The organism is Streptosporangium subroseum (assembly GCF_900188345.1).
GTDB classification, from domain to species: Bacteria; Actinomycetota; Actinomycetes; order Streptosporangiales; family Streptosporangiaceae; genus Streptosporangium; species Streptosporangium subroseum.
The window spans coordinates 1-25,225 of sequence record NZ_FZOD01000102.1 but is presented as its reverse complement, the minus strand read 5'-3'; the positions used below and the strand labels follow the sequence as shown (position 1 = coordinate 25,225).

Below are 25,225 nucleotides of genomic sequence, written 5' to 3'. Positions count from 1 at the left end.
GGCCACCGAGACGCTGACCCCGTCACCGCTGGAGCCGGACCCTGACGCGATCGCCGAGATCGCCCGTCTGCTCGCCGAGGCCGAGCGACCGGTGCTGGTGCTGGGCTCGGATGTGTGGATGGACCGTGCCGAGGAGGTCGCCAGAAGCTTCGCCGAGGAATACCGCCTGCCGGTCATCCTCAACGGCCAGGGCCGCGGCATCCTGCCCGCGGGGCACGAGCTCCTGGTCACCCGGGCCAGGGGGACGGCGTTCTCCCAGGCCGACCTGGTGATCGTGGTGGGCACCCCGGTCGACTTCCGTCTCGGTTACGGCTGGTTCGGCGGCAAGGACGGCGCCCCGCTCGCCAAGGTCGTGCACCTGGCCGACGCGGCCTCGCAGCTGACCACGCACATGGATCCCGCCGGCGCCGCCGCCGGTGACCTGTCGCTGGTCTTCTGGGTCCTCGGTACGGCCTGCGCCGAAGCGGGCGTGTCCCCCAAGGCCTACGCGCCGTGGCTGGCGAAGCTGGCCGAGGCCGCCTCGTATGCCGTCGCGGGGGACGCCGGACTGCTGGCGTCCGACTCCGACCCGATCCACCCGATGCGGATCTACGGCGAGCTCAACAAGCTCCTCGCCGACGACGCCGTGGTGATCGGCGACGGCGGCGACTTCGTCTCCTACGCGGGCAAATACATCGAAACCAAGCGCCCCGGAAACTGGCTCGACCCCGGCCCGTACGGCTGCCTGGGCACGGGCCTGGGCTACGCCATCGCCGCCCGGCTGGCCCGGCCCTCCTCGCAGGTCGTGCTGCTGCTCGGCGACGGCGCGGCGGGTTTCTCGCTGATGGATGTCGACACGCTCGTCCGGCACCGCCTGCCGGTCGTGATGATCTGCGGCAACAACGGCATCTGGGGGCTGGAGAAGCACCCCATGCAGATGCTCTACGGCTACGACGTGGCCGCCGAGCTCCAGCCGCAGTGCCGCTACGACCAGGTGGTGACCGCGCTCGGCGGCGGCGGCGAGTTCGTCACCGACCCGTCGGAGATCGGCCCGGCGCTGCGCCGCGCGTTCGACTCCGGCGTGCCGTACATGGTGAACATCGCCACCGACCCCTCCATCGCCTATCCCCGCAACACCACCGGCATCTAGAACGCCCGTACCACGCTCCCCGCGGCACCGTCGAGGTCCGGGGGAGCGGGTGCAGGCGCGGCTCGTCGGCGAGCAGTGCGACCCGCGCCTCCCACGACGCCACCGTTGCCCAAGGACCGGGCCGGGACAACGCGTCAGGGAGCACGGTCACCGCGCTCCCGGCGACATCCCGTTGTCTCGGAAGTGGGTGCCGAGACAGGCGGGGAGCACGGTCACCGCGTCCCCCACCGCACTGTCGGCGTCTAGGAGGTGGCTGTCGGAGTCGGCGTGCCAGACGGCGGGCATGACTGGCTGGCCACGATGATCTCCACCGGCTTCTTGACGTCCCACATGGTGTCCGCGGCGGGGTTCTGATCGACCACCTTCAGACACTGCGTGTGATCGACGTCTCCGCTCTCGGTGGTCGTCACCTTCAGACCCGCCTTGATAAGCAGCGTCCTGGCCTCATCCGGTTTCATGCCTTTGACTCCCGGCACCTTCTTCTTCACCACCGGCGCGAGGGTCGGGGTCGGAGTCGGGGTCGGCTTGGGCGTGATGGTCAGTTTGACTGCCTGGGTGGCGCTCGCATCTTCGTTGTCCGTCACCATCACGGTGAAGGGGTAGATGCCCGCCTTGACCGGAGTGCCCGACAGCATGCCGGTGGAGGGGTTCAAGGTGAGGCCCTGGGGCAGGCTGCCCGAGGCGAGCGACCAGGCGTACGGCTCGACGCCGCCGTCGACGGCCAGCGAGAGGCGGTAACGCTCCCCCGCCTTACCGGCCGGCGGAGCGGGGAAGTCCAGGGATGGCGGGGAGGCCGGCGCGGCGGTCGCCTGCGGCGGGCAGGCGTCGATCACGATCTCCACCTCCTGCTTGGGGTCCCACGGCGTCCTGGCCTCGGGGTTCTGACGGACCACCCTCGTGCATTGCGACTCATCGACGCCGGCGCTCGGGATGATCGTCCCCCTCAGGCCCGCCTTCTTGAGCTGCAGCTGGGCCGCCTCCGGCGTCAGGCCCATGACGTTCGGCACCCTCTTCTTCGCCGCCTGCGTCGGAGAGGGCTCCGACGACTGACTCGCGCTGGGCGTCGCGGGCATCATGTGCTGGTCGTTCGGCGCGGCGGATGCCAATCCGTTGATCGCCAACGCGACGAGGCCGACGCACACCACACCCGCCGTCGCGGACATGACCACCAGCATGCCCTTACGCCGCGGCTTCTTCGCGGCGCGGCGACCCTGCCCGTTGGAGACGGACTCGACGGCCGGTCCCGGAGACGGTGACGTGGACGTCCCGGCCCCCTGCCAGCCACTCGTCTGCTGCGCCGCGAGGGATCCCTGCCAGCCCGTCTGGGCGCTCGCGGGTTCCTGCCAGCCTGTCTGGGCACCGGCGGATCCCTGCTCCTGCCGGCCCGGAGCTCCCGCCGCGACCGTCTGTCCCTGCCAGCCCGTCTGCACCGACTGCCAGCCGGTCTCCCGCACGCTCCCGGACTGGTGTGACGGCTGTAGCTCCGACACCTCCTCGGGGCTCACCCCGAGGATCGACTGTCTCGCGGCGGTGCTCATGGCCATGGCACTGGGGAACCGCCGGGCGGGGTCCTTGGCCAGGGACCGCTCCACCAGGGCCCGGATCGCGGGCGGGACGTGCTGGGGCAGCGGGGGCGGCATCTCGCGGATGTGCTTGAGCGCGACGGTGACCGGTGTGTCGCCCTCGAACGGGCGCCGTCCGGCCAGGCATTCGTAGGCCACCACGCCCAGCGCGTAGATGTCCACCGCGGGGGTGACGGGCGCGCCCTCGGCCTGCTCGGGCGCGCAGTAGGCGGCGGTGCCGAGCACCATGCCCGCGTCGGTCAGCCGGCTGGCCGCATCGGACCTGGCGATGCCGAAGTCGGTCAGCACGAGCGTGCCGTCCGACCGCACCAGGAGGTTGCCCGGCTTGATGTCCCGGTGGACGATGCCCTGGTCGTGCACGGCCTGCATCGCCGAGGCCGCCTGGGCGATGAGATCCATCGCCGCGGCGGGGGCGATGCTGCCCAGCCTCCCGAGGAGGCGGTCCAGCGGTTCGCCGTCCACGAACTTCATCACCAGGTATGCCGTCGCCCCCGCGCCGGGTACCTCGTGAATTCCGTAGTCGTAGACGTCCACGACCCCCGGATGGTTGATCGTCGCCATCGCCCGGGCCTCGCCCTGGAAACGCACCAGGAAGCCCGGATCGTCCGTACGGCCTGGGAGCAGCACCTTGACGGCGACGGTGCGGGCCAAGACGATGTCCTCACCACGCCACACCTCGCCCATACCACCGGCGCCGATGCGGGTGTCTAAACGGTACCGCGCCGCCAGCGTCGTGCCTTGGGCCACCATGGCTCCCCCGTAACCCTCTCCACTCCCGCCTCAGAATTCTCAACAAAGCGGATTTGTATCGCGGCAGGGTGACGAGAAAGTAACGAAACCCTGCGTGCCGTCCAGGTTGCGAACAAGACGCGTGCCGTAGCATCGCACAAAACTCAGCACTTTTAGGGTTAGTTGTACACCTTGCACACCTCTGCCCCAGAGATGCCCAAGCCTCCCACCGGAAACAACCCACCACGGACTGCCCCGACACCCGTGGCAACGGACCCGCGACACCTTATCGAACTCCCTAGATGCGTACAAGACTGTTCAAAGCGAACATAAATCTAGGAAGTGGACAAATATGATCAATTCATCACAGAGAGGCGCAAAGCAGGATCGCCCCTGAGCGATTGAGAGTGAGATCGGCCACTCATCGAGCCGTACCCCGACACAGCCGACACCGGCCACCCGTACCCGGAACAGCCGGCGTCAGCCGCTACCAGCCATATTCGACCCGTATTCGGCGCAACCGACATCAAGCGCCACAGGCCGTATTCGACACAGCCAACGTCAAACGCCGCGGGCCGCAGTCGCCACAGTCGGCGTAGCCGACGTCAAACGCCGGGAGCCGCAGCCGGCGTTCAGCCGCTCAGCGAGCCGTGTTCGACACAGCGTGCGGACCAGCCGCCGGGGGTCACCTGGACCACCATCCGGCGACGGCAGTGGGCGCAGTAGCGGGGCGGCTCCATCGCACGGGCGGCAAAGCAGGCGGCGTGGTCGCCCTCATCGGCCAGACGGCCACAGTGATCACAGTAAAAGGTCACGGTCAGACCCTACGCCGACACGCGCGACGCTCACTTCCGCTCTCCCACCCCGACACGCACGTTCACCTCCGGCCTCCCGCCCCGACACGTCTTACGCTCACTCCCGGTCTGCCGCCCCGGCACGCATGACGCTTACTTCCGGTCTCCTATGCTGGCGCGCATGACGCTCACTCCCGGCCTGCGCGCCCAGCTCCTCACCATGGTCGAGAAGTCGGACACCGCGATGAAGCTCGGCAGCGGGGACGTCCCCGTGCTGGCCACTCCTCGCATGCTCGCCCTCGCCGAGCAGGCCACCATCCAGGCGGTGGCGGGCGCTCTCGACCCCGGCCAGACCTCCGTGGGCACCAAGGTCGTTCTGGAGCACCTGGCGGGCAGCCTGATCGGCACCCACGTCGAGATCACCGCCGAACTCACCGAGGTCGACGGCCGCCGCCTGGTCTTCGGCTTCACCGCACGCGATCGGAACACCACCGTCGCCGTCGGCACGATCGAGCGCGTGGTCGTCGACCGTGAGCGCTTCCTCGCGAAACTCGCTCGCTGACCGCCGCTCGCGAGCGACCCGACTCGACGGCACCAGCCCGATCACCCCGCCCTCACCGCCCGCCCCCGCGGGCGGTGTTCTTCCCCGGGACTCCGGACTCGCCGGCGCCGGTGAGACGAAAGCCCGCCGTACGGTGATGATCCGGAGCCGTGGTACGCCTACTCGATGACGGCGATGAGGTCACCCTCCTGGATGACGTCACCCTCGGCCACCTTGAGCTGAGAGATCACGCCTTCATCCTCGGCAAGGACGGGGATCTCCATCTTCATCGACTCAAGGATCACCAGGGCGTCACCCTCCGCAATGGAGTCACCCTCGGCCACAAGGATTTTCCAGACATTTGCCACCATCTCAGCGCGTACTTCAGCCACCGGGAACTCCCATCACTCGCTGTGGTTCAACTGTGCCAGAAAAGCCTGATCATGCCCTCGTACGGGAGACCGGCTCCGTGTCGTAGTTCCCGTCGATGAACTCGGGGTGTTCCAGCGGTTCCGCGCAGAACGGCAGATTGTTCTCGGGCGCTTCCATCCGGAAACCCGCCACGGCCTTGCGAGCGCGCTCCACGGACTCGGACACCTTGGCGAACCCCCTTCGACCGCTCCACCCTATGACCGAGACCTCAGCCCGGTCCCACGCCCGAACCACCGATCACGGCAACTCGATCTGTAGGAAACCCACAACGCTGCGAGACCAGAGCCTCTTCAGAGGCGGTGTAGCGGAGCCATCCTGTCGATCACCCGCGCCATCGCCTCGACGACGGTCGGGTCATACTCACCGCCGGAGCCGAGGCGGAGCCGCTCGAGAGCGGCTCCCGCGCGGTCTCGGTCGCTGGAACCGCCGACCAGGTCGTCGTAGGCGTTGGCCGCCTTGATGATGCGGCTGGCCAGCGGCGGCGTCTCGGCGCAGGTGTCGCACTGGCGTCGGACGATCTCGGCCACCCGGTCCAGCACGCCGGTCTGCCGGATCACCTCCGCGCCCAGTTCGGCGATGCGCCGCGCCTGCTCGGGGTCGGTGAGCACCGTGGCGCCGCCGGGGATCGGGTCGTGCAGCGAGAGCTGGCCGATGTCGTGCATGAGCGCGGCGTACTCCAGCTCCAGCAGCTCGGGCTCGGCCGTGCCGAGCTCCCGCCCGACGGCCACCGCCAGGCGGCTCACCCGGCGGGAGTGCCCGGGCTCGACGTAGCCTCCGACCTCGGTGACCCGTGACAGCGCCCTGACCGTCTGGAGATAGGTGGCACGGATCCCGGCGTACTTGCGGAAGGCGACCTGGGTGACCAGCAGCGGCGCGGCGAACACCAGCAGGGCGGCCATGTCCATGCTGTGCGAGGCGAGCGCGAGCAGGATGCCGGAGGCCGCGACGGCGGCCCCCAGCGGTGCGGCCATTCGCATCTCGTCGTGGATGGCCACCCCGAAGGCCGCTCGCACCTGCTCGGCCCGCAGGATGGCGGCCAGCAGCACGTCGATCAGCACCATGACCAGGATGAGCAGGGCCATCACCGCGAGCGCGGGCCACCAGTTGCCCTCGCCCCCCTCCGCCAGGGTGAACAGCGGTCCGGCCAGCGGCCTGTAGGCCAGCGCCAGAAGAGCGCCGGTGAGCAGCCGGCGCGCCATCGCGTCCAGCCTGGGCTGACGGCCCACGGCGAGGTGCGGCAGAGCGCCGGTGACCATGCCGACCGCCAGCACAGCGACGACCTGGAGGGCCGAATGACCTGCCGGGACGCCGCCCATGTCCAGCAGAAGCGTGTAGCCGAGCGCGGCGGCGGCGCCGATCGGCGCCACCTCCCGGTTGCCGGGCATCGTGAGCCTGGCCAGCTCTCCCGCCGCGATCAACGCACCGAAGCCGAGGGCGATCTCGGGATCGACCAGTCCGGTCGCGGCCGTGTGCGCCACCCCGGCCACCGCCAGAAGGCCGGCGGCGCAGATCAGGAGGAGCTGACCGGAGTCGAGTCCTTGAAAGACCCGAACTCCCGAAGGACCGCTCATCGTTCGGACACCACCTGGATGGGCATGGTCGGGTCGTCGTGATCCTTGGTGGCGGTCCGCACCACGTCGGCCGGGGGCGTGACGACCTTGCGCGGCGGCTCCCAGCCGTCGCGGTCGATGGCCTTGATGAAGGCGGTGACCATCACCGGATCGAACTGGCTGCCGGCGTTCTTACGGAGCTCGGCCATGGCGACCTCCACCGTGCGGGCGTTGCGGTAGGAGCGGTCGGAGGTCATCGAGTCGAAGGCGTCGGCCACCGCGATGATCCTGGCGAACTCCGGGACCTCGTCTCCGGCCAGCCCCATCGGGTAGCCCTTGCCGTCCTGCCGTTCGTGGTGGTGCATGATCCCGGCGAACGCCTCGTCCAGGAAGTCGATGCCCCGCACGATCTCCAGCCCGCGCATCGGGTGGAGCTGGATGGCGGCGTACTCCTCCTCGGTGAGCGGACCGTCCTTCTGCAGCACCTTGGTCGGCACGCCCAGCTTTCCCACGTCGTGCAGCATCCCGGCGTAGCGGATCGCCCGCAGCCGCTCGGGCCCCATGCCGATCTCCTGGGCGATCATGCCGGAGGCCAGCGAGACACGGGTGCAATGGCCCCGCGTGTAGTAGTCCTTGGTCTCCACCGCCTGGCAGAGCGCGGCGATCGTGGCGTCGTAGGAACGCTGCTGCGCGAGATACTGGCCGAAGGCCCAGCGGGCGACGAACAGCGGGAGCAGCACGAGCACCGCGGCGATCGAGTTGACCGTCGCCCACAGCCCGGCGATCAGCAGCCCGAAGGTGGCGTAACCCAGGTAGGAAACCAGAAACTGGGCCAGGCCGCGCAATGGCACCTGGTCGGCCTGACCGGTCGCCACGAGCACGAGCGCGATCAGGATGAAGTTGAGCGGCACGAACACCGCGGCCGCGCCCGCGAAGGGCACGATCAGGTCGTCGAACCCGGCGATCGTCGGGGTGACGAGCCGGCCGCCCAGCAACCGTTGGTAGACCCAGCCCGCGACGTAACCACAGATCGCGAACTGGGCGCTGTTGAACAGGCGCTTCACCAGCGGCAGCCCCGGGCGCACGCTGAAGACGGCCGTCATGCCGACCAGCGCCGCCCCCTCCGGGCCGACGAGCACCACGGCGGCGAGCACGGCCGAGAAACTGACCGACACCGCGGCCTGCCGGACGTTCAGCAGGGTCGGCACCGACTCGCACACCAGGAACAGCAGAGCCAGCACCAGCAGGGTGGACCAGTCGAGCCGCTCAAGCCGACCGCTCACCACCACACTGTGCCCGAGCAGCGCGAACGCGGCTCCGATGACCAGGGCAAGATAAACCTTGGCAAACCACGGCAGTCCACGCAAAGCGGCCACCTTTGGATCCCACGAGCGCGCGCTTAGGTCCAGGAGATCCCAGGTTGTACCGGGTTGACCGTTTCCTTTAACATGCGCTGCCTCCACGTCGATTTCGCACTCAGGCTACAGAAGTGAGCCGGGCGTGGAGGGAGAGACCGAGAATCGCGAGCAAAGTGTAATCAATACGTCACTAAAAGTCACTCGCCGGTGTCGTTATGCTGCCATTTGCGACCGGTGTAGCCGCGATTGAGGTCGCCTAACGGATCGAGAGGCGGGCCCTGGCCCACTCCACCGTGGCCTTGAGACCCGTGGCCAGATCCGTCTGGGGGCGCCAGCCGAGCCCTTCGAGCGCGGGAGCCGGATCCACGGCCATCGCCGGCAGGTCGCCCAGGCGCGCCTCGGCGTCGGCCGGCTCGTCGGCGGCCCCAGCCACCCCGGCCACCAGGGAGTGCAGCCTCCGATCGGAGGTCTCCACGCCGGTGCCCAGGTTGAACCGGCGGCCGTTCCCCTCGTCACCGCAGGCACGGACGAAACCGTCCACCACGTCGTCGACGAAGACGTAGTCGCGAGTCTGGCCGCCGTCGCCGTACACCACGGTGGGGGTGCCCTTGAGCAGCGCGTCGGTGAAGATGGCGACCACTCCCGCCTCGCCGTCGGGCGACTGGCGCGGACCGTAGACGTTGGAGAGCACCAGTGCGGTGTAGTCGATGTCGTAGAGCGCCTTGAAGGTGGCCAGGTAGGTCTCCGCGCTGAGCTTGGAGGCCGCGTACGGCGAGCGCGGGTCGGTCGCCGCGTCCGCGGGGACCGGGATGACCGCGGGCCTGCCGTAGACGGCGACCGAAGAAGCGAGGATGACCTTGCGGGTGCCACCGTGATGGGCGGCGGTGAGAACGGAGGCGGTGCCCTCGACGTTGAGCCGGGCGTCGTGGACGGGATCGGCCACGCTCCTGCGCACGCTGACCTGCGCGGCGAGGTGGCAGATGACCTCGGGCCTCCACTCGGCGGCCAGGCCGATCAGCGCGGGGTCACGGATGTCCATCACGTGCAGCGCGAAACGAGAGCTCTGCGCCGCGTCGACGAGGTTGGCGCGGTCGCCGCCGGACAGGTCGTCCACGACCGCGACCTCGTGCCCATCCGCCAGCAGCCGATCCACCAGGTTTGACCCGATGAATCCCGCTCCGCCGGTGACGAGTATCCGCATGCTGAACCCCCACATCTTCGTATGGCCATGGCCGTACGAGAGATCTTAGGAGGTCAGCGGGCCAGTTCGGAGCGGACCTGCGCGATCCGGCTGAGGACTTTGGCGCGCAGGTCGTCCGAGGCTTGGTCGCAGCCGCAGTGCTTGGCGACGAGCTGTTTGACGACCTGTTCCAGGCCGTACTCCTTCAGGCAGGGGTGGCACTCGTCGAGGTGGTGGCGGATGTCACCGCAGTTGTTCTCGTCGAGCTCGCCGTCCAGGTAGGTGTAGACCTTGTCCAGGATCTCGCGGCAGTCGATGTCGTGGTGATTTCCGCAGCTCATACGATCACCCTGCCCCTGGGCCCCGCGTCCACGGGTCCGCCCTGCCTGCCACGCTCGCTCACTTCGCACCCTCCGCGGGAACCAGACCACGCTCGCGCGCGTAGTCCTCGAGCTGGATCCGCAGCTGGCGACGGCCACGGTGAAGCCGCGACATCACGGTCCCGATAGGGGTCCCCATGATGTCGGCGATCTCCTTGTAGGGGAAGCCCTCAACGTCGGCCAGATAGACCGCGATGCGGAATTCCTCGGGAAGCGCGGCGAGCGCCTGCTTCACGTCGCTGTCGGGAAGGTGCTCGAGCGCCTCGAGCTCCGCCGACTTCAGCCCGGCCGAGGTGTGGGACTCGGCCCTGGCGAGCTGCCAGTCCTCGATCTCCTCGGCCCCCGACTGCTTGGGCTCCCGCTGCTTCTTACGGTAACTGTTGATGAAAGTGTTGGTGAGGATGCGGTAAAGCCATGCCTTGAGGTTCGTGCCTTCCTGGAACTGATGGAAAGACGCGAAAGCCTTGGCGAAGGTCTCTTGAAGGAGGTCTTCGGCGTCCGCTGGGTTCCGGGTCATCCGAAGCGCGGCGGAGTAGAGCTGGTCGAGATAGGGCATAACATCCCGCTCGAACCGTATGCTCCGCTGCTCCAGAGTCTCCTCGTCTGTCGCAGGGACCTGACCCACCCCCTTAAGATCGCCGGAGCCCTGCTGGCGCGGGACACCGTACTGAGCGGAGGATACCCGCTCATCAGGGAGAGACCGATCGCCGGGGCGGCTGATGGGTTCGATCAACGCGAGCATTCGCTTGCCAACCTCCGAAAGGATCGTGCGTTGTCCGCTTGCAACACGCTCGCCCAAGCATCTGTTCCCGCAAGATAGAAGGTGACGAACAACCCGGTACGGGGAAAAAGATACGTACCGGTAGGTATCTGAATTCACCGGATCCCCCGAAGCCAGGAGCTGCTTGTGCTGCCCATCCCGGCCGAAGAGCTGAACGGCTCAGGAACGCTCGGGCCGTACTGGACCTTTTACCACGCGGTCGTGGCCGAGCAGCTGAACCGATGGCTGCCGAAGAGTCCTTCCACCATCCTCGACATGTCCTGCGGAAGAGGCCGCTGGGCCTCCCAGGCGGCGAAGGCGGGGCACCGGGTCATCGAGATGGTCGACTTCCGCCGATCCGCGGAGGGCCCGCTGCTGCACGACGCCTCCAAGGTCCGCCAGGTTCGCGCCGACGATCTGCGTTTCCTGCCCGACTCCAGCATGGACGCCGTACTCGCCGAGGAGCGCGCGATGTCGGTGGAGCTCATGGCCGAGTCCGCGATCAGTGACATCGCCCGGGTCCTGCGCCCCGGCGGCCGGGCGCTGATCTGCGTCGACTCCCTGGTGCTGGGGATGGCGATCCTCGCCGAGCAGAACTACTGGGCTCATCTGCGCCAGACGGGCGAGGTCATGCTCGTGCCCTGGCCCGACGGCAGCATCACCCGGTGTTTCAGCAGCGGCCAGCTCCGCGAGCTGCTCACCGACGCCGGGCTGGAGGTCGAGTGGGTACGGTCCCGCACGGTGCTGTCCCCCTCGACGGTCGACCATGTGCTCGCCGCCGACTCGCGCGCCCTCACCTGGCTGGTCAACACCGAGCTGGACGCCCACCGGGACGACGACGACACGGTGGGAATCCATCTGGTCGCGAGCGCCCGGCGTGTCTGACCCGCGTCAGCGTCTGCGCTCGCGCTTGGACTGGCACTGCACGCAGCGGGCGGCCTCGGGGCGCGCCTCGAGCCTGCCCGCGGGCACGGGCCGGCCGCAGTCCGTGCAGAGGCCGTAGCTCCCGTCGTCCATCCGCTGGAGCGCCGCGAGCACCGAGCGGCGCTGCCGCGTGGCCACGTCCAGCATGGCCCGGTTGCGATCGGTGTCGGTCAGGGTGGATCCCGCATCCGCCCCCGACCGGTCCCACACCGCCTGGGGATCTCCCCCCAGGACCCCGATGGATCGGTCGAGCTCGGCGAGCGTGTTCTCCAGGCGCTTACGCGCGGTCGCGTTGTCCACGAATCCGCACCTCCGGGAATCGGGAGCGGCCTGTGAGGGGATTCCCCGGTTCTCCCGTCAGGCGGCAGGGGATGAGTTCTGCGACGGTGCTCTCACTCTGAGACACCGCTTTCCCACCGGATGCCCATTTGGCGAGGTCTTTACACCGATCACGGAGCGTTTCCGAATATCAACAAAAAGTCAGGAAGATGTCTGACCCTGTGGGAAAACGTCTGACCCCTGCGGGAGAGCGCACGATCGCATCCTGGGCAGGGGTACCTGCTTCCCGCGAGTGGTCGCCCCCGCTTCCCGCCCCGGCTGAAAACGTCGTTCAGAAGTCAGAAGAGCGGCCGGCCGTCGCCTTCCCCTACTTGCAGCGGCTCCAGGAGCTCGGGGCCGTTGTTGCGCACCGAGTTCACCGCCGTGGAGACCGGATACGCCCTCATCTTGGTGGAGGCCGCGGGGATCAGGAACTCCCGCGCGTCGGGCGTCCCGGGATCGAGCCAGTCGGCCCAGCGGTCGTGCTCGATCAGCATCGGCATCCGGTCGTGGATCCTGCCCAGCTCGTCTTCGGCCGAGGTCGTGATGACCGCGCAGGTCACCATCCACGCGAGTGGGTCGTCGTCGGCCCGGCTCCGGTCCCGCCAGAATTCGTACAGCCCCGCCATGGCCATGACCTCGCCGTCGGCCGGCTGGATGAAGTAGGGCTGCTTCTTCGGCTTGCCCGGTTTCCCGGGCGTGTCGGCAGCCTTGGCCTCGTCCAGCACGGCCCATTCGAAGTAGCCGTCCGCGGGAAGCAGGCAGCGGCGTTCCGCGAACGCCTTGCGGAACGACGGCTTCTCGGCGACCGTCTCCACCCGCGCATTGATCATCTTCGAGCCGATGGACGGATCCTTCGCCCAGGCCGGGACCAGACCCCACCGGACCACCCTGAGCTGCCGTACCGCCCTGCCGTCCGGATTCGCCTTGGGCGTGCGGCTCATCACCGCGTAGACCGGTTTGGTCGGCGCGACGTTGTAGTCGGGCCGGAGCTCCTCCTCGGCCGCCCCGTCGACCTCGACCTCGAACGTCTCCAGAAGCTCCTGCTTGGCCCGCGCAGACGCGTATCTCCCGCACATATCTCCACCTTGCCACGCGTTCGAGGGGCGCGGGGTGATCCCCCCGGTAGGCTTTTGGCCATGTCCGCTCCGCTGTGGCCCGCACCGACCGCGACCGAACCCGTCCGTGCGACCGTCCCCCTGCCCGGGTCGAAGTCCGTGACCAATCGCGCGCTGCTGCTCGCCGCCCTGGCCGACGGTCCCGGCACGGTACGGCTGGCGCTGCGCAGCAGGGACGCCGATCTGATGGCGGACGCGCTGCGGGCGCTCGGCGCCACGATGAGCCCCTCCAACGAGAGCGCCTCCAGCGTCGACTGGTCGATCGTTCCCGGCCCCGTCACCGGCGGCGCGCGGATCGACGTGGGGCTCGCGGGCACCGTGATGCGGTTCGTGCCGCCGGTGGCGGCCCTGGCCAACGGCGAGGTGTTCTTCGACGGCGACCCGCACGCGCGCAAGCGTCCGATGGCGGTGATCCTGCGCGCCCTGCGCGCCCTCGGCGCCGAGGTGTCGGGCGACGCGCTGCCGTTCACCGTCAGGGGCCCGCTGACGGGTGGAGAGGTCAGGCTCGACGCCTCCGGCTCCTCCCAGTTCCTCTCCGGCCTGCTGCTGGCCGCGGCGCGGTTCGAGAAGGGCGTGACCGTACGGCACGACGGCCCGCCGATCCCCTCGCAGCCGCACATCCAGATGACCGTCCAGATGCTCCGCGAGTTCGGCGTCCGGGTCGACGACTCCGAGCCCGACGTCTGGCGGGTCGAGCCGGGCCCGATCGGGGCCAGGGACTTCACCGTGGAGCCCGACCTGTCCAACGCGGCGCCGTTCCTGAGCGCCGCCATGGTCACCGGCGGCACGGTCACCATCCCCGGCTGGCCCTCGCAGACCACCCAGCCGGGCGACCAGCTCCGCACGCTGCTGGCGGACATGGGCGCCTCGGTGGAGAGCACGCCCGGCGGGCTGGCGGTCACCGGCACCGGGCGGATCACCGGCATAGACGCGGACCTGCGTGACGTGGCGGAGCTGACTCCGACGATCGTCGCCCTCGCGGCCCTGGCCGACTCCCCGAGCCGGATCCGCGGCGTCGCCCACATCCGCGGCCACGAGACCGACCGGCTGGCCGCACTGGTCGCCGAGGTCAACGGCCTCGGCGGCGACGCGAACGAGACCGAGGACGGCCTGGAGATCCGGCCGCGCCCGCTCACCGGCGGGGTCTTCCACTCCTATGACGACCATCGGATGGCCACCGCGGGCGCGGTGATCGGCCTGGCCGTGCCCGGCGTCGAAGTGGAGAACATCGCCACCACGGGTAAGACTCTTCCCGAGTTCGCCTCCATGTGGACGGACATGCTGCGCGGCGCACGATGACGTACGCGATGAGTGCGCGGTGATGGCTTACCGTCAGGTAGGCCCTGAGAAATGCCCGATAGTGTCGAGTGACCGTTGTGGCTGCTCAAACGAGGGCACCCGGGTCTGAGAAGGCGAAGAAGCTGAAAAAGCGCGAATACGACGAGGATGACGTAAGGATCAGGCCGGGAAAGGGCTCCAGGCCCCGGACCCGTATTCGGCCTGCGCACGAAGAGGCGGTCTCGGGGTTCGTGGTGGCGGTCGACCGGGGTCGCTACACCTGCCTGATCGAGTCGGAGGGCGAGAAGGGCCGCCGCCGCAAGAAAGACCAGTTGGAGGGCGCCACCATGAGCGGCCGGGTCGTGGTCGCCATGAAGGCCCGGGAGCTCGGCCGCAAGGGGATCGTGGTCGGTGACCGGGTGGCCCTGGTGGGCGACATCTCCGGCATGGCCAACACACTGGCCCGCGTCGTCCGCGTGGAGCCCCGCACCTCGATGCTCCGCCGCTCCGCGGACGACACCGACAACACCGACGGCATCGAGCGTCCCGTGGTCGCCAACGCCGACCAGCTCGTGATCGTGACGGCCCTGGCCGACCCGCCGCCCCGGCCCCGCATGATCGACCGAATGCTCGTCGCCGCCTTCGACGCCGACATCGAGCCGATGCTCTGTCTCACCAAGTCCGACCTCGCCTCGCCCGACGAGCTGGTGTCGCTCTACGCCCCCCTCGGCGTGCCGTACGTGGTGCTCCAGAAGGGCGCCACCCTGGACGAGATCAGAGAGCGCCTGAGAGGCCGGATCAGCGTGCTCGTCGGCCACTCGGGCGTGGGAAAGTCCACGCTGGTCAACGCCCTCGTGCCGGATGCCAACCGGGCCGTCTCCCACGTCAACGCGGTGACGGGCCGGGGTCGGCACACCTCCAGCTCGGCCGTGGCCCTGGAGCTCCCCGACGGGGGCTGGATCATCGACACCCCGGGCGTGCGCAGCTTCGGCCTGGCCCACGTCTCGGTCGAGACCGTCCTCGCCGGCTTCCCCGACCTTCTTGAGGGAAGCATCCAGTGTCCCAAGGGCTGCAACCATCTCAGCGAGGAATGCGCCCTGGACGCCTGGGTGGCGGCCGGTCACGCCGACCCCGCCCGGCTCGTCTCACTGCGCCGCCTGCTCGCCAGCCGCGAGGGGACCCCGGACGACGACCACCCGGTCGAGCCGGAGAGTCCGAGCGGCTGACAGCCGGACCACAGGCCCGGTGAGACGCGGGGCCCAGCCGGCCGGCGGCCGGGTCGCGGGGTTCGGACGGTCAATGGCCGAGGCGCAGGATCCTGTCGGCCAACGGCCGGGACGCGGGATCCAGACGGTCAATGGCCGGATACGCGGTCCGGACAGACAACGATCGAGGCGCAGAGCCCCGTCGGTCAACGGTTGAGGCGCAGGGTCCAGACGACGGTCATCTCGGAGACGAGGGTGCCGTCGGTGGTCCTGATCTCGACGGCGACCTCGAACTCGGGGCGCTCACCCGCGTCCAGCTTGGCCACGACCTCCTCGCGGGAGCCCACGAGACGCGCCTCGGCGACGGCCTCTCCCATCGCGAGCTTGACGTAGCGAATCGCCGCGTTCGCGGCCAGAGGGGTCGCCCGCGACAGCTGATCGCCGAAGGCCGAGAGCATCGCGGCGCCGGAAGCCGACTCGGCGAGGCTGAACAGGGCTCCGGCGTGCGGACCGCCCACGTGGTTGTGCAGATCGGGACGGTCGGGCATGCGGGCGACCGCGAACCCCGGTTCCACCTTGTCGAAGGAGATGTCGAGCGTCCTCGCGAACGGAACGCTCTGCAGCATGAAGGCACCCACGTCGAAGGTCATGTCCCGAATGCTACTGGCCGGTAACACGAAAATTCTACCGATCGGTAACACGAGGGTTCGACGGATGTTTCACGGGCTCTCCCACCGATCGCGCGGATACGGGAGATGTCAGGTGACCAAGCGGATACGGGGGACGTCAGGTGACCGTGTGGACGCGGGAGGCATCAGATGGCGAGTGGATACGGAGGACGTCAAGCGACCGTGTGAACGCGGGAGGCGCCAGGTGACCGCGCGAGATCGCCTGTTCTAGCGCGGCCTGATCCTCGGTGCAGGTGACCGCGCGGCTACGGGCACCAGGCTCGCCGGGCTGGGGCACTTCGCCTGTTTCCGGTCGCGCTTTCACCGCCTTGAGAGGGCCGATCCCCTCGCGGGCTTTCCAAGTGGTGTGACGCGACACAATTCCCCCTCTTGATCCCCGCTCTCCTATAACCGACCTTCGGCACGATAGCGTTGCCCTCCGTGACGGGTTACAACGACGATCTGCGCCTCGCCCACGTCATGGCCGACGCCGCCGACGACCTGACCATGCGCCGGTTCAAGGCCATGGACCTGCGGGTCGAGACCAAACCGGACCTCACGCCGGTGAGTGATGCCGACCAGGCCGTCGAGGAGGCGATCCGCGGCACCCTCAGCCGGGCGCGTCCGAGGGACGCGGTGATCGGCGAGGAGTTCGGCAAGACCGGTTATGGCGACCGTTCATGGATCATCGATCCCATCGACGGCACCAAGAACTACGTCCGCGGCGTTCCCGTCTGGGCCACGCTCATCGCCCTGATGGACCAGGGCCGCGTCGTCGTGGGCCTGGTCTCCGCCCCCGCGCTCGGCCGCCGCTGGTGGGCCGCCCGCGACAGCGGCGCCTGGACCGGCAAGAGCCTCACCAAGGCCACCCGCTGCCAGGTCTCCTCCGTCACCAATCTGCAGGACGCCTCGCTCTCCTACTCCAGCCTCGGCGGCTGGGAGGAGGCCGGCAAGCTCGACGAGTTCCTCGACCTCAACCGGTCCGTCTGGCGTAGCCGCGCGTACGGCGACTTCTGGTCGCACATGCTGGTCGCCGAGGGCGCGGTCGACATGTCGGCGGAGCCCGAGCTCTCCCCCTGGGACATCGCGGCGCTGACCGTGATCGTCGAGGAGGCCGGTGGCATCTGGACCGATCTGTCCGGGGTCCCCGACATCGACGGGGGCAGCCTGCTCTGCAGCAACGGCTCGCTGCACGGCGAGGTCCTCAAGCGTCTCGGCAGCGGTCCGCTCACGCTTCCCGTCTGAAGAGCCCCTCGAACCACCCCCGGAGGGCCGCCCGGGATCCCTTCGGGCAGCCATGAGGTGCCCTCCGGATCCTCGGACCGCCCACAAGGCCTCCCGAGCCTCCTCAGACCCACCCAGAACCTCTCGAAAGGATTAACCGGGAGCTCAGGCCACCCGAGACCCCCTGAAGCCCCTCAGGGCCAACCAGGCCCGGACACCATGCTCCGCGCCCCAAAACTCGCCCAAATGATCGCCACGACTGCGACCGGGGCCATTCATTTTCCGTTCATCTTTACATGGGTTTTGAGTCATCTTGCCTGCCTACTGTCCTGAATGTTGAAGGACTTAATGGGAGGAACCCAACCGTGAAGTATGCAGGCCGGCTCGCCGCGGTCACCCTTGTCGGCGCGCTTTCGCTCGCTGCGTGCGGCACCGATAACAACACCGCCAGCACCGACACCTCCAGCAGCAGCGCCGCGGCCCCTGCGGCCGGATCCGACGCCGGTCTCAGCGGCACGATCAACGCTGCGGGCTCCTCGGCCCAGGCGAACGCCATGGACGAATGGAAGAAGAGCTTCCAGCAGGCCAACTCGGGCGTGAGCATCAACTACCAGCCCAGCGGCTCCGGCGCGGGCGTCCAGGCGTTCATCCAGGGCACCGTCTCGTTCGCCGGCTCCGACTCGGCGCTCAACGACGAGAAGGGCGAGCCCGCTCTGGCCGACGCCCGTTGCAAGACGGGCAAGGCGATCAACCTCCCGATGGTGACCGGCCCGGTGGCCGTCGTCTACAACCTGGAGGGTGTCGAGGGGCTGCAGCTCTCCCCCAAGACCATCGGCGGCATCTTCGACAGCAAGATCACCAAGTGGGACGACGCGGCGATCAAGGCTGACAACCCCGACGCCAAGCTCCCCTCGACTCCGATCCAGGCGTTCCACCGCTCGGACGAGTCGGGCACCAGCGACAACTTCACCAAGTTCCTCGTCAAGACCGCCGGGTGGCCGTACGAGGCCGCCAAGGCGTGGCCGACCGAGGCCAAGGGCCAGGGCGCCAAGGGCTCCGACGGCATCGCGCAGTCCGTCAAGAGCACCCCCGGCGCGGTCAGCTACGTGGAGCTCTCCTACGCCGAGAACTCCAGCCTGGCGAAGGCCAAGGTCGCCAACGGCTCCGGCGAGTTCGTCGAGCTGACCCCGGAGAGCGCGGGCAAGACGGTCGAGGCCGCCGAGGTCACCGGCCAGGGCAACGACCTCAAGCTGAGCATCGACTACGCCACCCAGGCCGCCGGCGCCTACCCCATCGTCCTGGTGACGTACGAGATCACCTGCGAGAAGGGCCTGCCGGCCGAAGAGGTCAAGCTGGTGAAGTCCTTCCTGAGCTACACCTCCAGTGACGAAGGCCAGCAGGCGCTGACCAGCCTGGGCTACGCCCCGCTGCCGGCGACGCTGCTCGCCAAGGTCAAGACCGCCGTCGAGGCGATCTCCTAGCCGATGGCGACTCCCGTTCGTACCCGCGACGGCGGATCGGCCCTGGGCCGATCCGCCTCGCGGCGCAGCCGAGGTGAAAGCCCCTTCCGTTACGCCTCCACCGGCGCCGGGATCTTCCTGCTCGTGATCATGGCGGCCATCGGGGTCTTCCTCGTCGTCGAGGCGGTCCCGGCACTGCAGGCCAACAAGGGGAGTTTCTTCACCGACCTCATCTGGGAGCCGAACGGCAGCCAGATCTTCGGTATCGGGGCCCTGGCGTTCGGCACCGTGGTCAGCGCGACCCTCGCACTGATCATGGCGGTGCCGGTGGCCGTCGGAGTGGCGCTCTTCATCTCCCACTACGCGCCCCGGCGCATGGCCGGAGTCCTGGGATACGTCATCGACCTGCTGGCCGCCGTCCCCAGTGTCGTCTACGGCCTCTGGGGCGTCATCTTCCTCGTCCCGTTCATGCAGGGGCCCTCCGAGTTCCTCAACGAATACCTGGGATTCATCCCGTTGTTCGGCGGCGACCTCGTCGCGGGCCGCTCGATGCTGACGGCGTCGATCGTGCTCGCGGTCATGATCCTGCCGATCGTCGCGGCGATCTCCCGGGAGGTGTTCCTCCAGGTACCCAGGATGCACGAGGAGGCGGCGCTGGCCCTCGGCGCGACCCGCTGGGAAGTGATCAAGGTCGCGGTCCTGCCGTTCGGCCGTCCCGGCGTCATCAGCGCGTCCATGCTCGGTCTCGGCCGGGCCATGGGAGAGACCATCGCCGTCGCGCTCATCTTCCCCGCGACGTTCGGCATCAGCTTCGAGATCCTCACCCCCCAGGGCAACAGCATCGCCGCCAACATCGCCAACGGCTTCGGTGAGGCCACTCCGATCGGGCGCGGCGCGCTGATCGCGTCGGGTCTGGTGCTGTTCATCATCACGTTGCTCGTGAACACCGGCGCCCGCATGATCGTCGCTCGTCGCAAGGAGTTCTCAGGGGCCGCCTCATGACCACGATCCAGCGCATATCCCCCAACAGGCGGTTCAAGGATCGGCTCGTCCAGTTCCTTGTCTACCTGTCGTTCGCCATCGCCGTGGTACCGCTCGTAGCGGTCCTCTGGATGGTGATCAAGAACGGCCTCGCCCGGTTCGACCTCGAGTTCCTGACGCACTCCATGCGCAACATCGGCGCCACCGATGCCGGAGGCGGCGCCTACCACGCCATCGTCGGCACCCTGGAGCAGGTCCTGCTGGCCTCGGTGATCTCGGTCCCCATCGGCCTGCTCACCGCGATCTACCTCGTGGAGTACGGCCAGGGCACCCGGCTGAGCCGGGCGATCAGCTTCTTCGTGGATGTCATGACCGGCATCCCTTCCGTCGTTTCCGGCCTGTTCATCCTGGCCTTCTGGATCCTGGTCCTGGGCTTCTCGTTCTCCGGTTTCGCCGGCGCGCTGGCCCTGTCCATCCTGATGATGCCGACCGTGGTCCGCTCCGCCGAGGAGATGCTCCTGCTGGTCCCGAACGACCTGCGCGAGGCCTCCTACGCACTGGGCGTGCCGAAGTGGCGGACGATCACCAAGGTGGTCCTGCCGACCTCCTTCTCCGGTATCGCGACCGGCGTCATGCTCGCGATCGCCCGTGTCGCCGGAGAGACCGCTCCGCTCCTGCTCACGGTCTTCTTCACCGACTCCATCAACACCGACCCCTTCAGCGGGCCGCAGATGGGGTTGCCGCTCTTCGTCTTCGATCAGGCGACCCGTCCGACGGACACCGCCATCGACCGTGCGTGGGCCGGAGCGCTCACGCTCATTCTGATCGTCATGCTGCTCAACCTGGCGGCACGCCTCATTGGCTGGTGGCGTTCGCCCGCTAAGGGCCGATAGGAAGGGAAGTCGAAATGGGCCAGCAGATTCAGGTCTCCGGTCTCGACGCGTACTACGGAAAGCACAAGGCGATCGCCGACATCTCGATGACCATCGAGCCTCAGTCGATCACCGCCTTCATCGGCCCGTCCGGATGTGGCAAGTCGACCTTCCTCCGGACGCTGAACCGCATGCACGAGGTCATCCCCGGCGCACGCGTGGAGGGCAAGGTCCTGCTCGACGGGGAGGACCTCTACGCCCCCGACGTCGAGCCGGTGGCGGTGCGCCGGATGATCGGCATGGTCTTCCAGCGCCCCAACCCGTTCCCCACGATGTCGATCTACGAGAACGTGGCGGCCGGGCTCCGGCTCAACGGCAAGCACTCGAAGTCCAACCTTGACGGCATCGTCGAGACGTCGCTGAAGTCCTCCAACCTCTGGAACGAGGTCAAGGACCGCCTCAACAAGCCCGGCGCCGGCCTCTCCGGCGGCCAGCAGCAGCGGCTGTGCATCGCCAGGGCCATCGCGGTCAAGCCCGAGGTCCTCCTGATGGACGAGCCGTGTTCCGCGCTGGACCCGATCTCCACTCTGGCGATCGAGGACCTGATGGCCGAGCTGAAGAACCAGTTCACGATCATCATCGTGACGCACAACATGCAGCAGGCAGCGCGAGTGAGCGACCGCACCGCCTTCTTCAACCTCTCAGGGCAGGGCCAGCCGGGCCACGTCGTCGAGATGGACGACACCTCCCGGATCTTCACCAACCCCTCCCAGAAGGCGACCGAGGATTACATCACCGGTCGCTTCGGCTAAACCGATATTGGAGGATCTGGGTGATCCAGCCGCAGTCGGCACTTGATGTGAACGGGGACACACGCACAGCGCCCATGCTGCTGGTGGCCGATCCTGAATCGGCGCTGGTCCATGACCTGGCCGCCGCCCTCGAACGCGAGGGTGTCGAGGTCATGGGCGTCACCGACGGCGCTCAAGCCCTGTTGCAGGCCGGGGCGCTCCGGCCTGACGTCGTCCTCGTCAGCGCCTCGCTGCCGGTCATCGGGGCGGTGGAGTTCATTCGCGCCGTACGGCTGACGCGAGCGATCCCCGTCCTGCTTGGCGTGGGCGAGGGGCATGCTCAGCAGGCCGTACAGGCGCTCGCGGCCGGAGCCACCGCATGCGTGGCCCGGCCGTACCGGGTGCCCGAGCTCCTGCCCCTGGTGCAGGCCGCGTTCACCGGCGAGTCAGGGATCCGCCGGATGCTCGTGGTCGGCAAGGTGGAGCTGGACGTGAACGCCTACCAGGTCAAGGTGGACGGCCGGACCGTCCACCTGCCGTTGCGCGAGTTCGAGCTGTTGCACTACCTGATGCGCAACGCGCATCGCACGGTGACCCGCGAGCAGATCATGCGGCATGTCTGGAACTCCACGGACACCACCTCGACCAACACGATCGCCGTACACGTCAAACGTCTGCGCGCCCGCCTGGGCGACAACGACGACCAGCTGATCCAGACCGTACGGGGTGTTGGTTACCGCCTGGTCGACAAGACCTCCTGACGGCTCGGCCGGAAGCGCTCCTGACAGATCCCAGCCGGTAGGCGGGACCTGTCAGCGTGCGGCACAGAGCCCGGCCGGTCGACGGGACCTGGCAGCATGCGCAGAGAGTTCAGCCGGTCGACGGGACCTGGCAGATGCACAGAAGTACAGCTGATCAACGGGGCCTGGCAGCGTGCGCTCGTCGCGCATCCTCGCTCGCCCCGGAAGGCGGCCGGGATGCGCCTGACCGCCCTTCGGCTGCACAGGCCGGTGGTCATTCGGGGCTGGACGACAGCCAGCTCCTAACGAACGTCGGCGACCAGTTTGGCGATGACCTCGTCATCGCACGTCGCCCAGAACCCCCCGACCACGTCTTCAAGATGCTCCAGTGACTCCGCCCTGAAGAGCACATCCTGATATTTCGTGATGTCGTAGTGAGTGGTTCCCATGGCGACAAGGTCCAGCGGCCTGATGTCCATGCCGCGAAACTCCTCGATCTCCCCGTAGGAGGACAGGATGCCCGCGCCGTACGCCCGCAGATCTCCCTGATCCGTCATCACGCCGAACTCCAGCGTGAACCAGAAGATCTTCGAGATGAACTCCAGCGCCTGCTTGCTCTCGACCCTTCGCGCCGCGTTCCCGGCCAGCCGGTAGAGCCGCGAGTAGCGGTCGGAGGCCAGCGCGTTGGCGTGCCCGATCACTTCGTGGATCACGTCCGGCTCAGGCGTGTAGAGCGGCGTGGAATGGTGCCGGATGTACTGCGTGGAATGGAAGAGCCCGTCCGCCAGCACACCGTAGAAGTCTCTGAGCGGCACCAGGCCGGCTGCCGGGAGATAGCGGAACCCGGTCAACGGCTCCAGCAGGTCGCCGACCTCCTGGAGCTGGGGAATCCGCTCCGCGGGCAGCCTCAGCCGCTCGGTCGCCTCCAGGTATTCGGCGGTCGCGTATTTACGGTGCTTGATCGCCAGCGCCTCGCTGACCAGCGCCCATACCTCGTGCTCCTGATCGGTGTACTCGGCCGTCGGGATGGGAGAGCCGGGCACGTGGCTCACCGCGAGCGCGGCGATCGCATTGCGGCGGGCCCGGTAGACCGGGTCGGCGAAACCGGGATGGCTCCTGGCGAGTTCAACCTCGATCGTGCCGTCGTCACGGGTCGCCGTCGGTGCGAAGTACTGCGCTTCCTCGAACATGCATGGAATGACAGCAATTTCTCGATTCGATGGCAAGAGCGCGCAGTTTCACTGCACGATTTGCCCAGAAGTACGGGGGTGAGCCAACTTCGGGCTGGTCGTATCGCCTAGCCTGGTGCGATGCCTCTCGACAAGCTGGACAGCCGTCTCCTGGTGACCATGCGCGCCCACCCGCGCATCGGTCTCACCGAGCTGGCTCGCCTGCTCGGCGTGGCGCGAGGCACCGTGCAGGCCCGCGTCGAGAAGATGCTCGCCCGCGGCGTCATCGCCGACTTCGGCCCCACGGTCACTCCCGAGGGCGCCGGCTACCCGATCCTGGCCTTCGTCTCCCTGCAGATCGCCCAGGGCCGCCTGACCGAGGCGGTGCAGATCCTGGAGTCCCTGCCGGAGATCCTCGAGGTCTACGGCACCAGCGGCCAGTCCGACCTGCTCTGCCGAGTGGTCGCTCGCAGCACCCCGGACCTTCAGGAGATCATCGCCCGCATCCTGGCCTCCCCCGCGGTCCAGCGCACGGACACCACGATCGCCCTGTCCGTCCAGGTTCCCTATCGGATCGAACCCCTGCTCCAGGCCACTCCAGACGCCTGATCACGCGAGGCGGCGCGAAATATGAGCCCACGCCTCAGGAGTAGGTCCCGGCCGCGCCTCCGCGGGCTTCGAACGGGCGGAGGCCCTCAAAGACGATGGCGAGGGTACGGCGTTGCAGATCGCGGTCCCAGCCGGCGTGTAGAGCGCCCTGACATAGGCCTGTGAGCAGGGCGATCACCTCATCGAGGTGAATGTCCTCGCGGACGGTGCCGGCCTGCTGAGAGCGGGTCAGAAGCGCTTCGATCCCCTCGCGCAGCAACTGCACCGAGTCGGCGACCTGAAGATCGATGCCCGTCTCCGCCAGGAGGCCGACGACGGTCCTCTTCTGCGCCGCCTGCTCGACCATCCGGGTGATGAAGGTGAAGAGTGCCTCACCGGGCGCATCGTCGGTGGCGAGCGTGTCCACCTCCTGGGTGAGCCGTGCAAGGAGGTCCTTCATGATGGCCTGCAACAGGGCCTGCTTGGTGGGGAAGTGCTTGAAGACCGTTCCTATGGCCACCCCCGCATGAGCGGCGACCTCGTCGGTCGACGCCGACGGGCCCTTCTCCGCGAAGACCGCCTCGGCCGCGGCGAGGATGCGCTCTCGGTTGCGTCGAGCATCGGCACGCAACGGCTTGGTGCCGGTGGGATCACTCGTCGCCTCCGGTGAGGGCTTCGGGGAGGTCATCTGGCCAGCCTTCCTACAGCGTTGACAAAGTGAGTCCAGACTCACCATTATTAAATCGAGTCTTAACTCATCTTAGGAGTTCGCCAGGGAAGGATCCACCATGACCGAATCCACCGTCGTTCCGGGGCCCATCGAGATCTTCGAGCGCATGCGGCAGCAGTGGCTCAGAAACAGCGTGGACTTCGGGGAGGACCTGGCCGAGGACGTCGTCATCGAAATGCCCTTCGCCCCGCCAGGTAGCACCCGACACTACGAAGGACGCGAGAAGTTCCTCACCTTCGCCACCCCCGAAAGAGCCGCCTTCGTCCAGCGGTTCACCATTGAAGAAGTCCGCAGCGTAACCATCCATGAGACCACCGACCCCGAGGTGATCGTCGTCGAGTACGAGCTCGCCGGAACGATTAACGCCACCGGCCGCCATGCGGCCTCCCCATTCATCGCAGTTCTCCGGGCGCGCGATGGGAAGGCGGTGCACTGGCGGGAGTATCAGAACCTGCCTGCCATAGCCGCGGCCATGGCCGAAGCCCAAGCACCGATCCCGGAAGAAGAGTGATCGGCGATTGCCTTCGCGTTGACATCGCTCCGACAGATCAACCCCCGCAAACGAAAAAGGAGCCCTCACCACGCGGTGAGAGCCTTGCGGTGAGAGCCCTCTGAACGCGGCCAGATCAGATACCGGATACACAGTCGGTGACCATCGGGCCGGCAGCGGACCAGCCCTGAAACGAAAAAAGGGGTCCGTACCGCGCGGTGCGGCCCCCTCCC

Annotated in this window: 27 protein-coding genes; 13 read left to right on the top strand and 14 right to left on the bottom strand. The window is 68.1% G+C overall.

Annotated features, from left to right (window positions below; all coding sequences use genetic code 11):
• Positions 1-1,129 (top strand): acetolactate synthase (locus tag CHC08_RS45530; RefSeq protein ID WP_089213599.1); only part of this gene is annotated, 1,129 nt, incomplete at its 5' end.
• Between the two features lie 242 nt (positions 1,130-1,371).
• On the opposite strand, the gene CHC08_RS45525 is transcribed toward CHC08_RS45530, so the two are convergent.
• Both CHC08_RS45525 and bsaP read right to left on the bottom strand, forming a co-directional pair.
• Positions 1,372-3,462, bottom strand: coding sequence for a protein kinase domain-containing protein (locus CHC08_RS45525; RefSeq protein WP_089213598.1), 2,091 nt, complete (start codon positions 3,460-3,462; stop codon positions 1,372-1,374).
• A 611-nt stretch (positions 3,463-4,073) separates the two neighbouring features.
• Positions 4,074-4,256 carry a biotin synthase auxiliary protein BsaP gene (gene bsaP, locus CHC08_RS45520; RefSeq protein ID WP_089213597.1) on the bottom strand — a complete coding sequence of 61 codons (183 nt, stop codon included), beginning with the start codon at positions 4,254-4,256 and terminating at the stop codon, positions 4,074-4,076.
• Positions 4,257-4,416: 160 nt separating this feature from the next.
• Here bsaP and CHC08_RS45515 point away from each other — a divergent pair, with 160 nt between their 5' ends.
• Positions 4,417-4,797: a thioesterase family protein gene (locus tag CHC08_RS45515; protein WP_245878969.1), complete on the top strand. Its 381-nt coding sequence runs from the start codon at positions 4,417-4,419 to the stop codon at positions 4,795-4,797.
• 158 nt (positions 4,798-4,955) lie between these two features.
• Here CHC08_RS45515 and CHC08_RS45510 read toward each other — a convergent pair whose 3' ends face one another.
• The 7 genes from CHC08_RS45510 to CHC08_RS45485 all read right to left on the bottom strand — a co-directional run bounded on the left by CHC08_RS45510 (position 4,956) and on the right by CHC08_RS45485 (position 10,232).
• Complete coding sequence (locus CHC08_RS45510; RefSeq protein ID WP_143653655.1) at positions 4,956-5,168, bottom strand: biotin/lipoyl-binding carrier protein; 213 nt, start codon at positions 5,166-5,168, stop codon at positions 4,956-4,958.
• 49 nt (positions 5,169-5,217) lie between these two features.
• Positions 5,218-5,373: a hypothetical protein gene (locus CHC08_RS49090; protein ID WP_179282610.1), complete on the bottom strand. Its 156-nt coding sequence runs from the start codon at positions 5,371-5,373 to the stop codon at positions 5,218-5,220.
• Positions 5,374-5,498: 125 nt separating this feature from the next.
• A complete protein-coding gene (locus CHC08_RS45505) occupies positions 5,499-6,779 on the bottom strand; it encodes an HD-GYP domain-containing protein (RefSeq protein WP_089213594.1) in 1,281 nt (426 codons plus the stop codon).
• Positions 6,776-8,125: an HD-GYP domain-containing protein gene (locus CHC08_RS45500; RefSeq protein WP_179282611.1), complete on the bottom strand. Its 1,350-nt coding sequence runs from the start codon at positions 8,123-8,125 to the stop codon at positions 6,776-6,778. Before CHC08_RS45500 ends, CHC08_RS45505 begins: the two co-directional genes overlap by 4 nt.
• Before the next feature lie 247 nt (positions 8,126-8,372).
• Positions 8,373-9,317: an NAD-dependent epimerase/dehydratase family protein gene (locus CHC08_RS45495; protein ID WP_089213602.1), complete on the bottom strand. Its 945-nt coding sequence runs from the start codon at positions 9,315-9,317 to the stop codon at positions 8,373-8,375.
• 53 nt (positions 9,318-9,370) lie between these two features.
• Positions 9,371-9,637 (bottom strand): mycothiol system anti-sigma-R factor, encoded by a 267-nt coding sequence (gene rsrA, locus CHC08_RS45490; RefSeq protein ID WP_089213592.1) that lies wholly within the window; start codon positions 9,635-9,637, stop codon positions 9,371-9,373.
• A gap of 58 nt (positions 9,638-9,695) precedes the next feature.
• Positions 9,696-10,232: a sigma-70 family RNA polymerase sigma factor gene (locus CHC08_RS45485; protein WP_239514519.1), complete on the bottom strand. Its 537-nt coding sequence runs from the start codon at positions 10,230-10,232 to the stop codon at positions 9,696-9,698.
• Between the two features lie 351 nt (positions 10,233-10,583).
• On the opposite strand from CHC08_RS45485, the gene CHC08_RS45480 reads away from it, so the two are divergent.
• On the top strand, positions 10,584-11,321 hold the full coding sequence (locus CHC08_RS45480) for a class I SAM-dependent methyltransferase (RefSeq protein WP_089213591.1): 738 nt from the start codon (positions 10,584-10,586) through the stop codon (positions 11,319-11,321).
• Positions 11,322-11,327: 6 nt separating this feature from the next.
• On the opposite strand, the gene CHC08_RS45475 is transcribed toward CHC08_RS45480, so the two are convergent.
• On the bottom strand, positions 11,328-11,660 hold the full coding sequence (locus CHC08_RS45475; protein ID WP_089213590.1) for a TraR/DksA family transcriptional regulator: 333 nt from the start codon (positions 11,658-11,660) through the stop codon (positions 11,328-11,330).
• Positions 11,661-11,977: 317 nt separating this feature from the next.
• On the bottom strand, positions 11,978-12,757 hold the full coding sequence (locus tag CHC08_RS45470; RefSeq protein WP_089213589.1) for an SOS response-associated peptidase: 780 nt from the start codon (positions 12,755-12,757) through the stop codon (positions 11,978-11,980).
• A 60-nt stretch (positions 12,758-12,817) separates the two neighbouring features.
• Between CHC08_RS45470 and aroA the strand changes: the two genes are divergently transcribed.
• Both aroA and rsgA read left to right on the top strand, forming a co-directional pair.
• Complete coding sequence (aroA, locus tag CHC08_RS45465; protein WP_179282609.1) at positions 12,818-14,095, top strand: 3-phosphoshikimate 1-carboxyvinyltransferase; 1,278 nt, start codon at positions 12,818-12,820, stop codon at positions 14,093-14,095.
• Positions 14,096-14,217: 122 nt separating this feature from the next.
• Positions 14,218-15,300, top strand: a complete 1,083-nt coding sequence (rsgA, locus tag CHC08_RS45460) for a ribosome small subunit-dependent GTPase A (RefSeq protein WP_089213600.1) — start codon at positions 14,218-14,220, stop codon at positions 15,298-15,300.
• A gap of 185 nt (positions 15,301-15,485) precedes the next feature.
• Here rsgA and CHC08_RS45455 read toward each other — a convergent pair whose 3' ends face one another.
• A complete protein-coding gene (locus CHC08_RS45455; RefSeq protein WP_089213587.1) occupies positions 15,486-15,929 on the bottom strand; it encodes a DUF4442 domain-containing protein in 444 nt (147 codons plus the stop codon).
• Between the two features lie 459 nt (positions 15,930-16,388).
• Between CHC08_RS45455 and hisN the strand changes: the two genes are divergently transcribed.
• From hisN to CHC08_RS45425, 6 genes are all read left to right on the top strand, one after another.
• Complete coding sequence (gene hisN / locus CHC08_RS45450) at positions 16,389-17,192, top strand: histidinol-phosphatase (protein ID WP_089213586.1); 804 nt, start codon at positions 16,389-16,391, stop codon at positions 17,190-17,192.
• A gap of 344 nt (positions 17,193-17,536) precedes the next feature.
• Positions 17,537-18,652, top strand: a complete 1,116-nt coding sequence (pstS, locus tag CHC08_RS45445) for a phosphate ABC transporter substrate-binding protein PstS (protein ID WP_179282608.1) — start codon at positions 17,537-17,539, stop codon at positions 18,650-18,652.
• 3 nt (positions 18,653-18,655) lie between these two features.
• Entirely contained in the window at positions 18,656-19,633 is a 978-nt protein-coding gene (gene pstC / locus CHC08_RS45440) for a phosphate ABC transporter permease subunit PstC (RefSeq protein ID WP_089213584.1), read from the top strand.
• On the top strand, positions 19,630-20,505 hold the full coding sequence (gene pstA, locus CHC08_RS45435) for a phosphate ABC transporter permease PstA (protein WP_089213583.1): 876 nt from the start codon (positions 19,630-19,632) through the stop codon (positions 20,503-20,505). Before pstC ends, pstA begins: the two co-directional genes overlap by 4 nt.
• Positions 20,506-20,519: 14 nt before the next feature.
• Positions 20,520-21,296: a phosphate ABC transporter ATP-binding protein PstB gene (gene pstB, locus CHC08_RS45430; RefSeq protein ID WP_089213582.1), complete on the top strand. Its 777-nt coding sequence runs from the start codon at positions 20,520-20,522 to the stop codon at positions 21,294-21,296.
• A 20-nt stretch (positions 21,297-21,316) separates the two neighbouring features.
• Positions 21,317-22,036, top strand: coding sequence for a response regulator transcription factor (locus tag CHC08_RS45425; protein WP_089213581.1), 720 nt, complete (start codon positions 21,317-21,319; stop codon positions 22,034-22,036).
• A gap of 281 nt (positions 22,037-22,317) precedes the next feature.
• On the opposite strand, the gene CHC08_RS45420 is transcribed toward CHC08_RS45425, so the two are convergent.
• The gene (locus tag CHC08_RS45420) at positions 22,318-23,205 is read right to left on the bottom strand and encodes a phenylalanine 4-monooxygenase (RefSeq protein ID WP_089213580.1); all 888 of its coding nucleotides are present in this window, start codon (positions 23,203-23,205) and stop codon (positions 22,318-22,320) included.
• Positions 23,206-23,325: 120 nt separating this feature from the next.
• Here CHC08_RS45420 and CHC08_RS45415 point away from each other — a divergent pair, with 120 nt between their 5' ends.
• Positions 23,326-23,793, top strand: a complete 468-nt coding sequence (locus tag CHC08_RS45415) for an Lrp/AsnC family transcriptional regulator (RefSeq protein WP_089213579.1) — start codon at positions 23,326-23,328, stop codon at positions 23,791-23,793.
• A 34-nt stretch (positions 23,794-23,827) separates the two neighbouring features.
• On the opposite strand, the gene CHC08_RS45410 is transcribed toward CHC08_RS45415, so the two are convergent.
• Positions 23,828-24,460 (bottom strand): TetR/AcrR family transcriptional regulator, encoded by a 633-nt coding sequence (locus tag CHC08_RS45410; protein ID WP_089213578.1) that lies wholly within the window; start codon positions 24,458-24,460, stop codon positions 23,828-23,830.
• 100 nt (positions 24,461-24,560) lie between these two features.
• Between CHC08_RS45410 and CHC08_RS45405 the strand changes: the two genes are divergently transcribed.
• Entirely contained in the window at positions 24,561-25,013 is a 453-nt protein-coding gene (locus CHC08_RS45405) for a nuclear transport factor 2 family protein (RefSeq protein ID WP_089213577.1), read from the top strand.
• The last annotated feature ends 212 nt before the right edge of the window (positions 25,014-25,225 follow it).

Bases quoted from the DNA above. Each gene is read 5' to 3' on its own strand.
- CHC08_RS45410 (WP_089213578.1), bottom strand. From the start codon at position 24,460: ATGACCTCCCCGAAGCCCTCACCGGAGGCGACGAGTGATCCCACCGGC.
- CHC08_RS45505 (WP_089213594.1), bottom strand. From the start codon at position 6,779: ATGAGCGGTCCTTCGGGAGTTCGGGTCTTTCAAGGACTCGACTCCGGT.
- pstA (WP_089213583.1), top strand. From the start codon at position 19,630: ATGACCACGATCCAGCGCATATCCCCCAACAGGCGGTTCAAGGATCGG.
- CHC08_RS45515 (WP_245878969.1), top strand. From the start codon at position 4,417: ATGACGCTCACTCCCGGCCTGCGCGCCCAGCTCCTCACCATGGTCGAG.
- CHC08_RS45455 (WP_089213587.1), bottom strand. From the start codon at position 15,929: ATGACCTTCGACGTGGGTGCCTTCATGCTGCAGAGCGTTCCGTTCGCG.
- CHC08_RS45420 (WP_089213580.1), bottom strand. From the start codon at position 23,205: ATGTTCGAGGAAGCGCAGTACTTCGCACCGACGGCGACCCGTGACGAC.
- CHC08_RS45415 (WP_089213579.1), top strand. From the start codon at position 23,326: ATGCCTCTCGACAAGCTGGACAGCCGTCTCCTGGTGACCATGCGCGCC.
- CHC08_RS45485 (WP_239514519.1), bottom strand. From the start codon at position 10,232: ATGCCCTATCTCGACCAGCTCTACTCCGCCGCGCTTCGGATGACCCGG.
- aroA (WP_179282609.1), top strand. From the start codon at position 12,818: ATGTCCGCTCCGCTGTGGCCCGCACCGACCGCGACCGAACCCGTCCGT.
- CHC08_RS45495 (WP_089213602.1), bottom strand. From the start codon at position 9,317: ATGCGGATACTCGTCACCGGCGGAGCGGGATTCATCGGGTCAAACCTG.
- CHC08_RS45470 (WP_089213589.1), bottom strand. From the start codon at position 12,757: ATGTGCGGGAGATACGCGTCTGCGCGGGCCAAGCAGGAGCTTCTGGAG.
- rsrA (WP_089213592.1), bottom strand. From the start codon at position 9,637: ATGAGCTGCGGAAATCACCACGACATCGACTGCCGCGAGATCCTGGAC.
- CHC08_RS45525 (WP_089213598.1), bottom strand. From the start codon at position 3,462: ATGGTGGCCCAAGGCACGACGCTGGCGGCGCGGTACCGTTTAGACACC.
- CHC08_RS45405 (WP_089213577.1), top strand. From the start codon at position 24,561: ATGACCGAATCCACCGTCGTTCCGGGGCCCATCGAGATCTTCGAGCGC.
- pstC (WP_089213584.1), top strand. From the start codon at position 18,656: ATGGCGACTCCCGTTCGTACCCGCGACGGCGGATCGGCCCTGGGCCGA.
- pstB (WP_089213582.1), top strand. From the start codon at position 20,520: ATGGGCCAGCAGATTCAGGTCTCCGGTCTCGACGCGTACTACGGAAAG.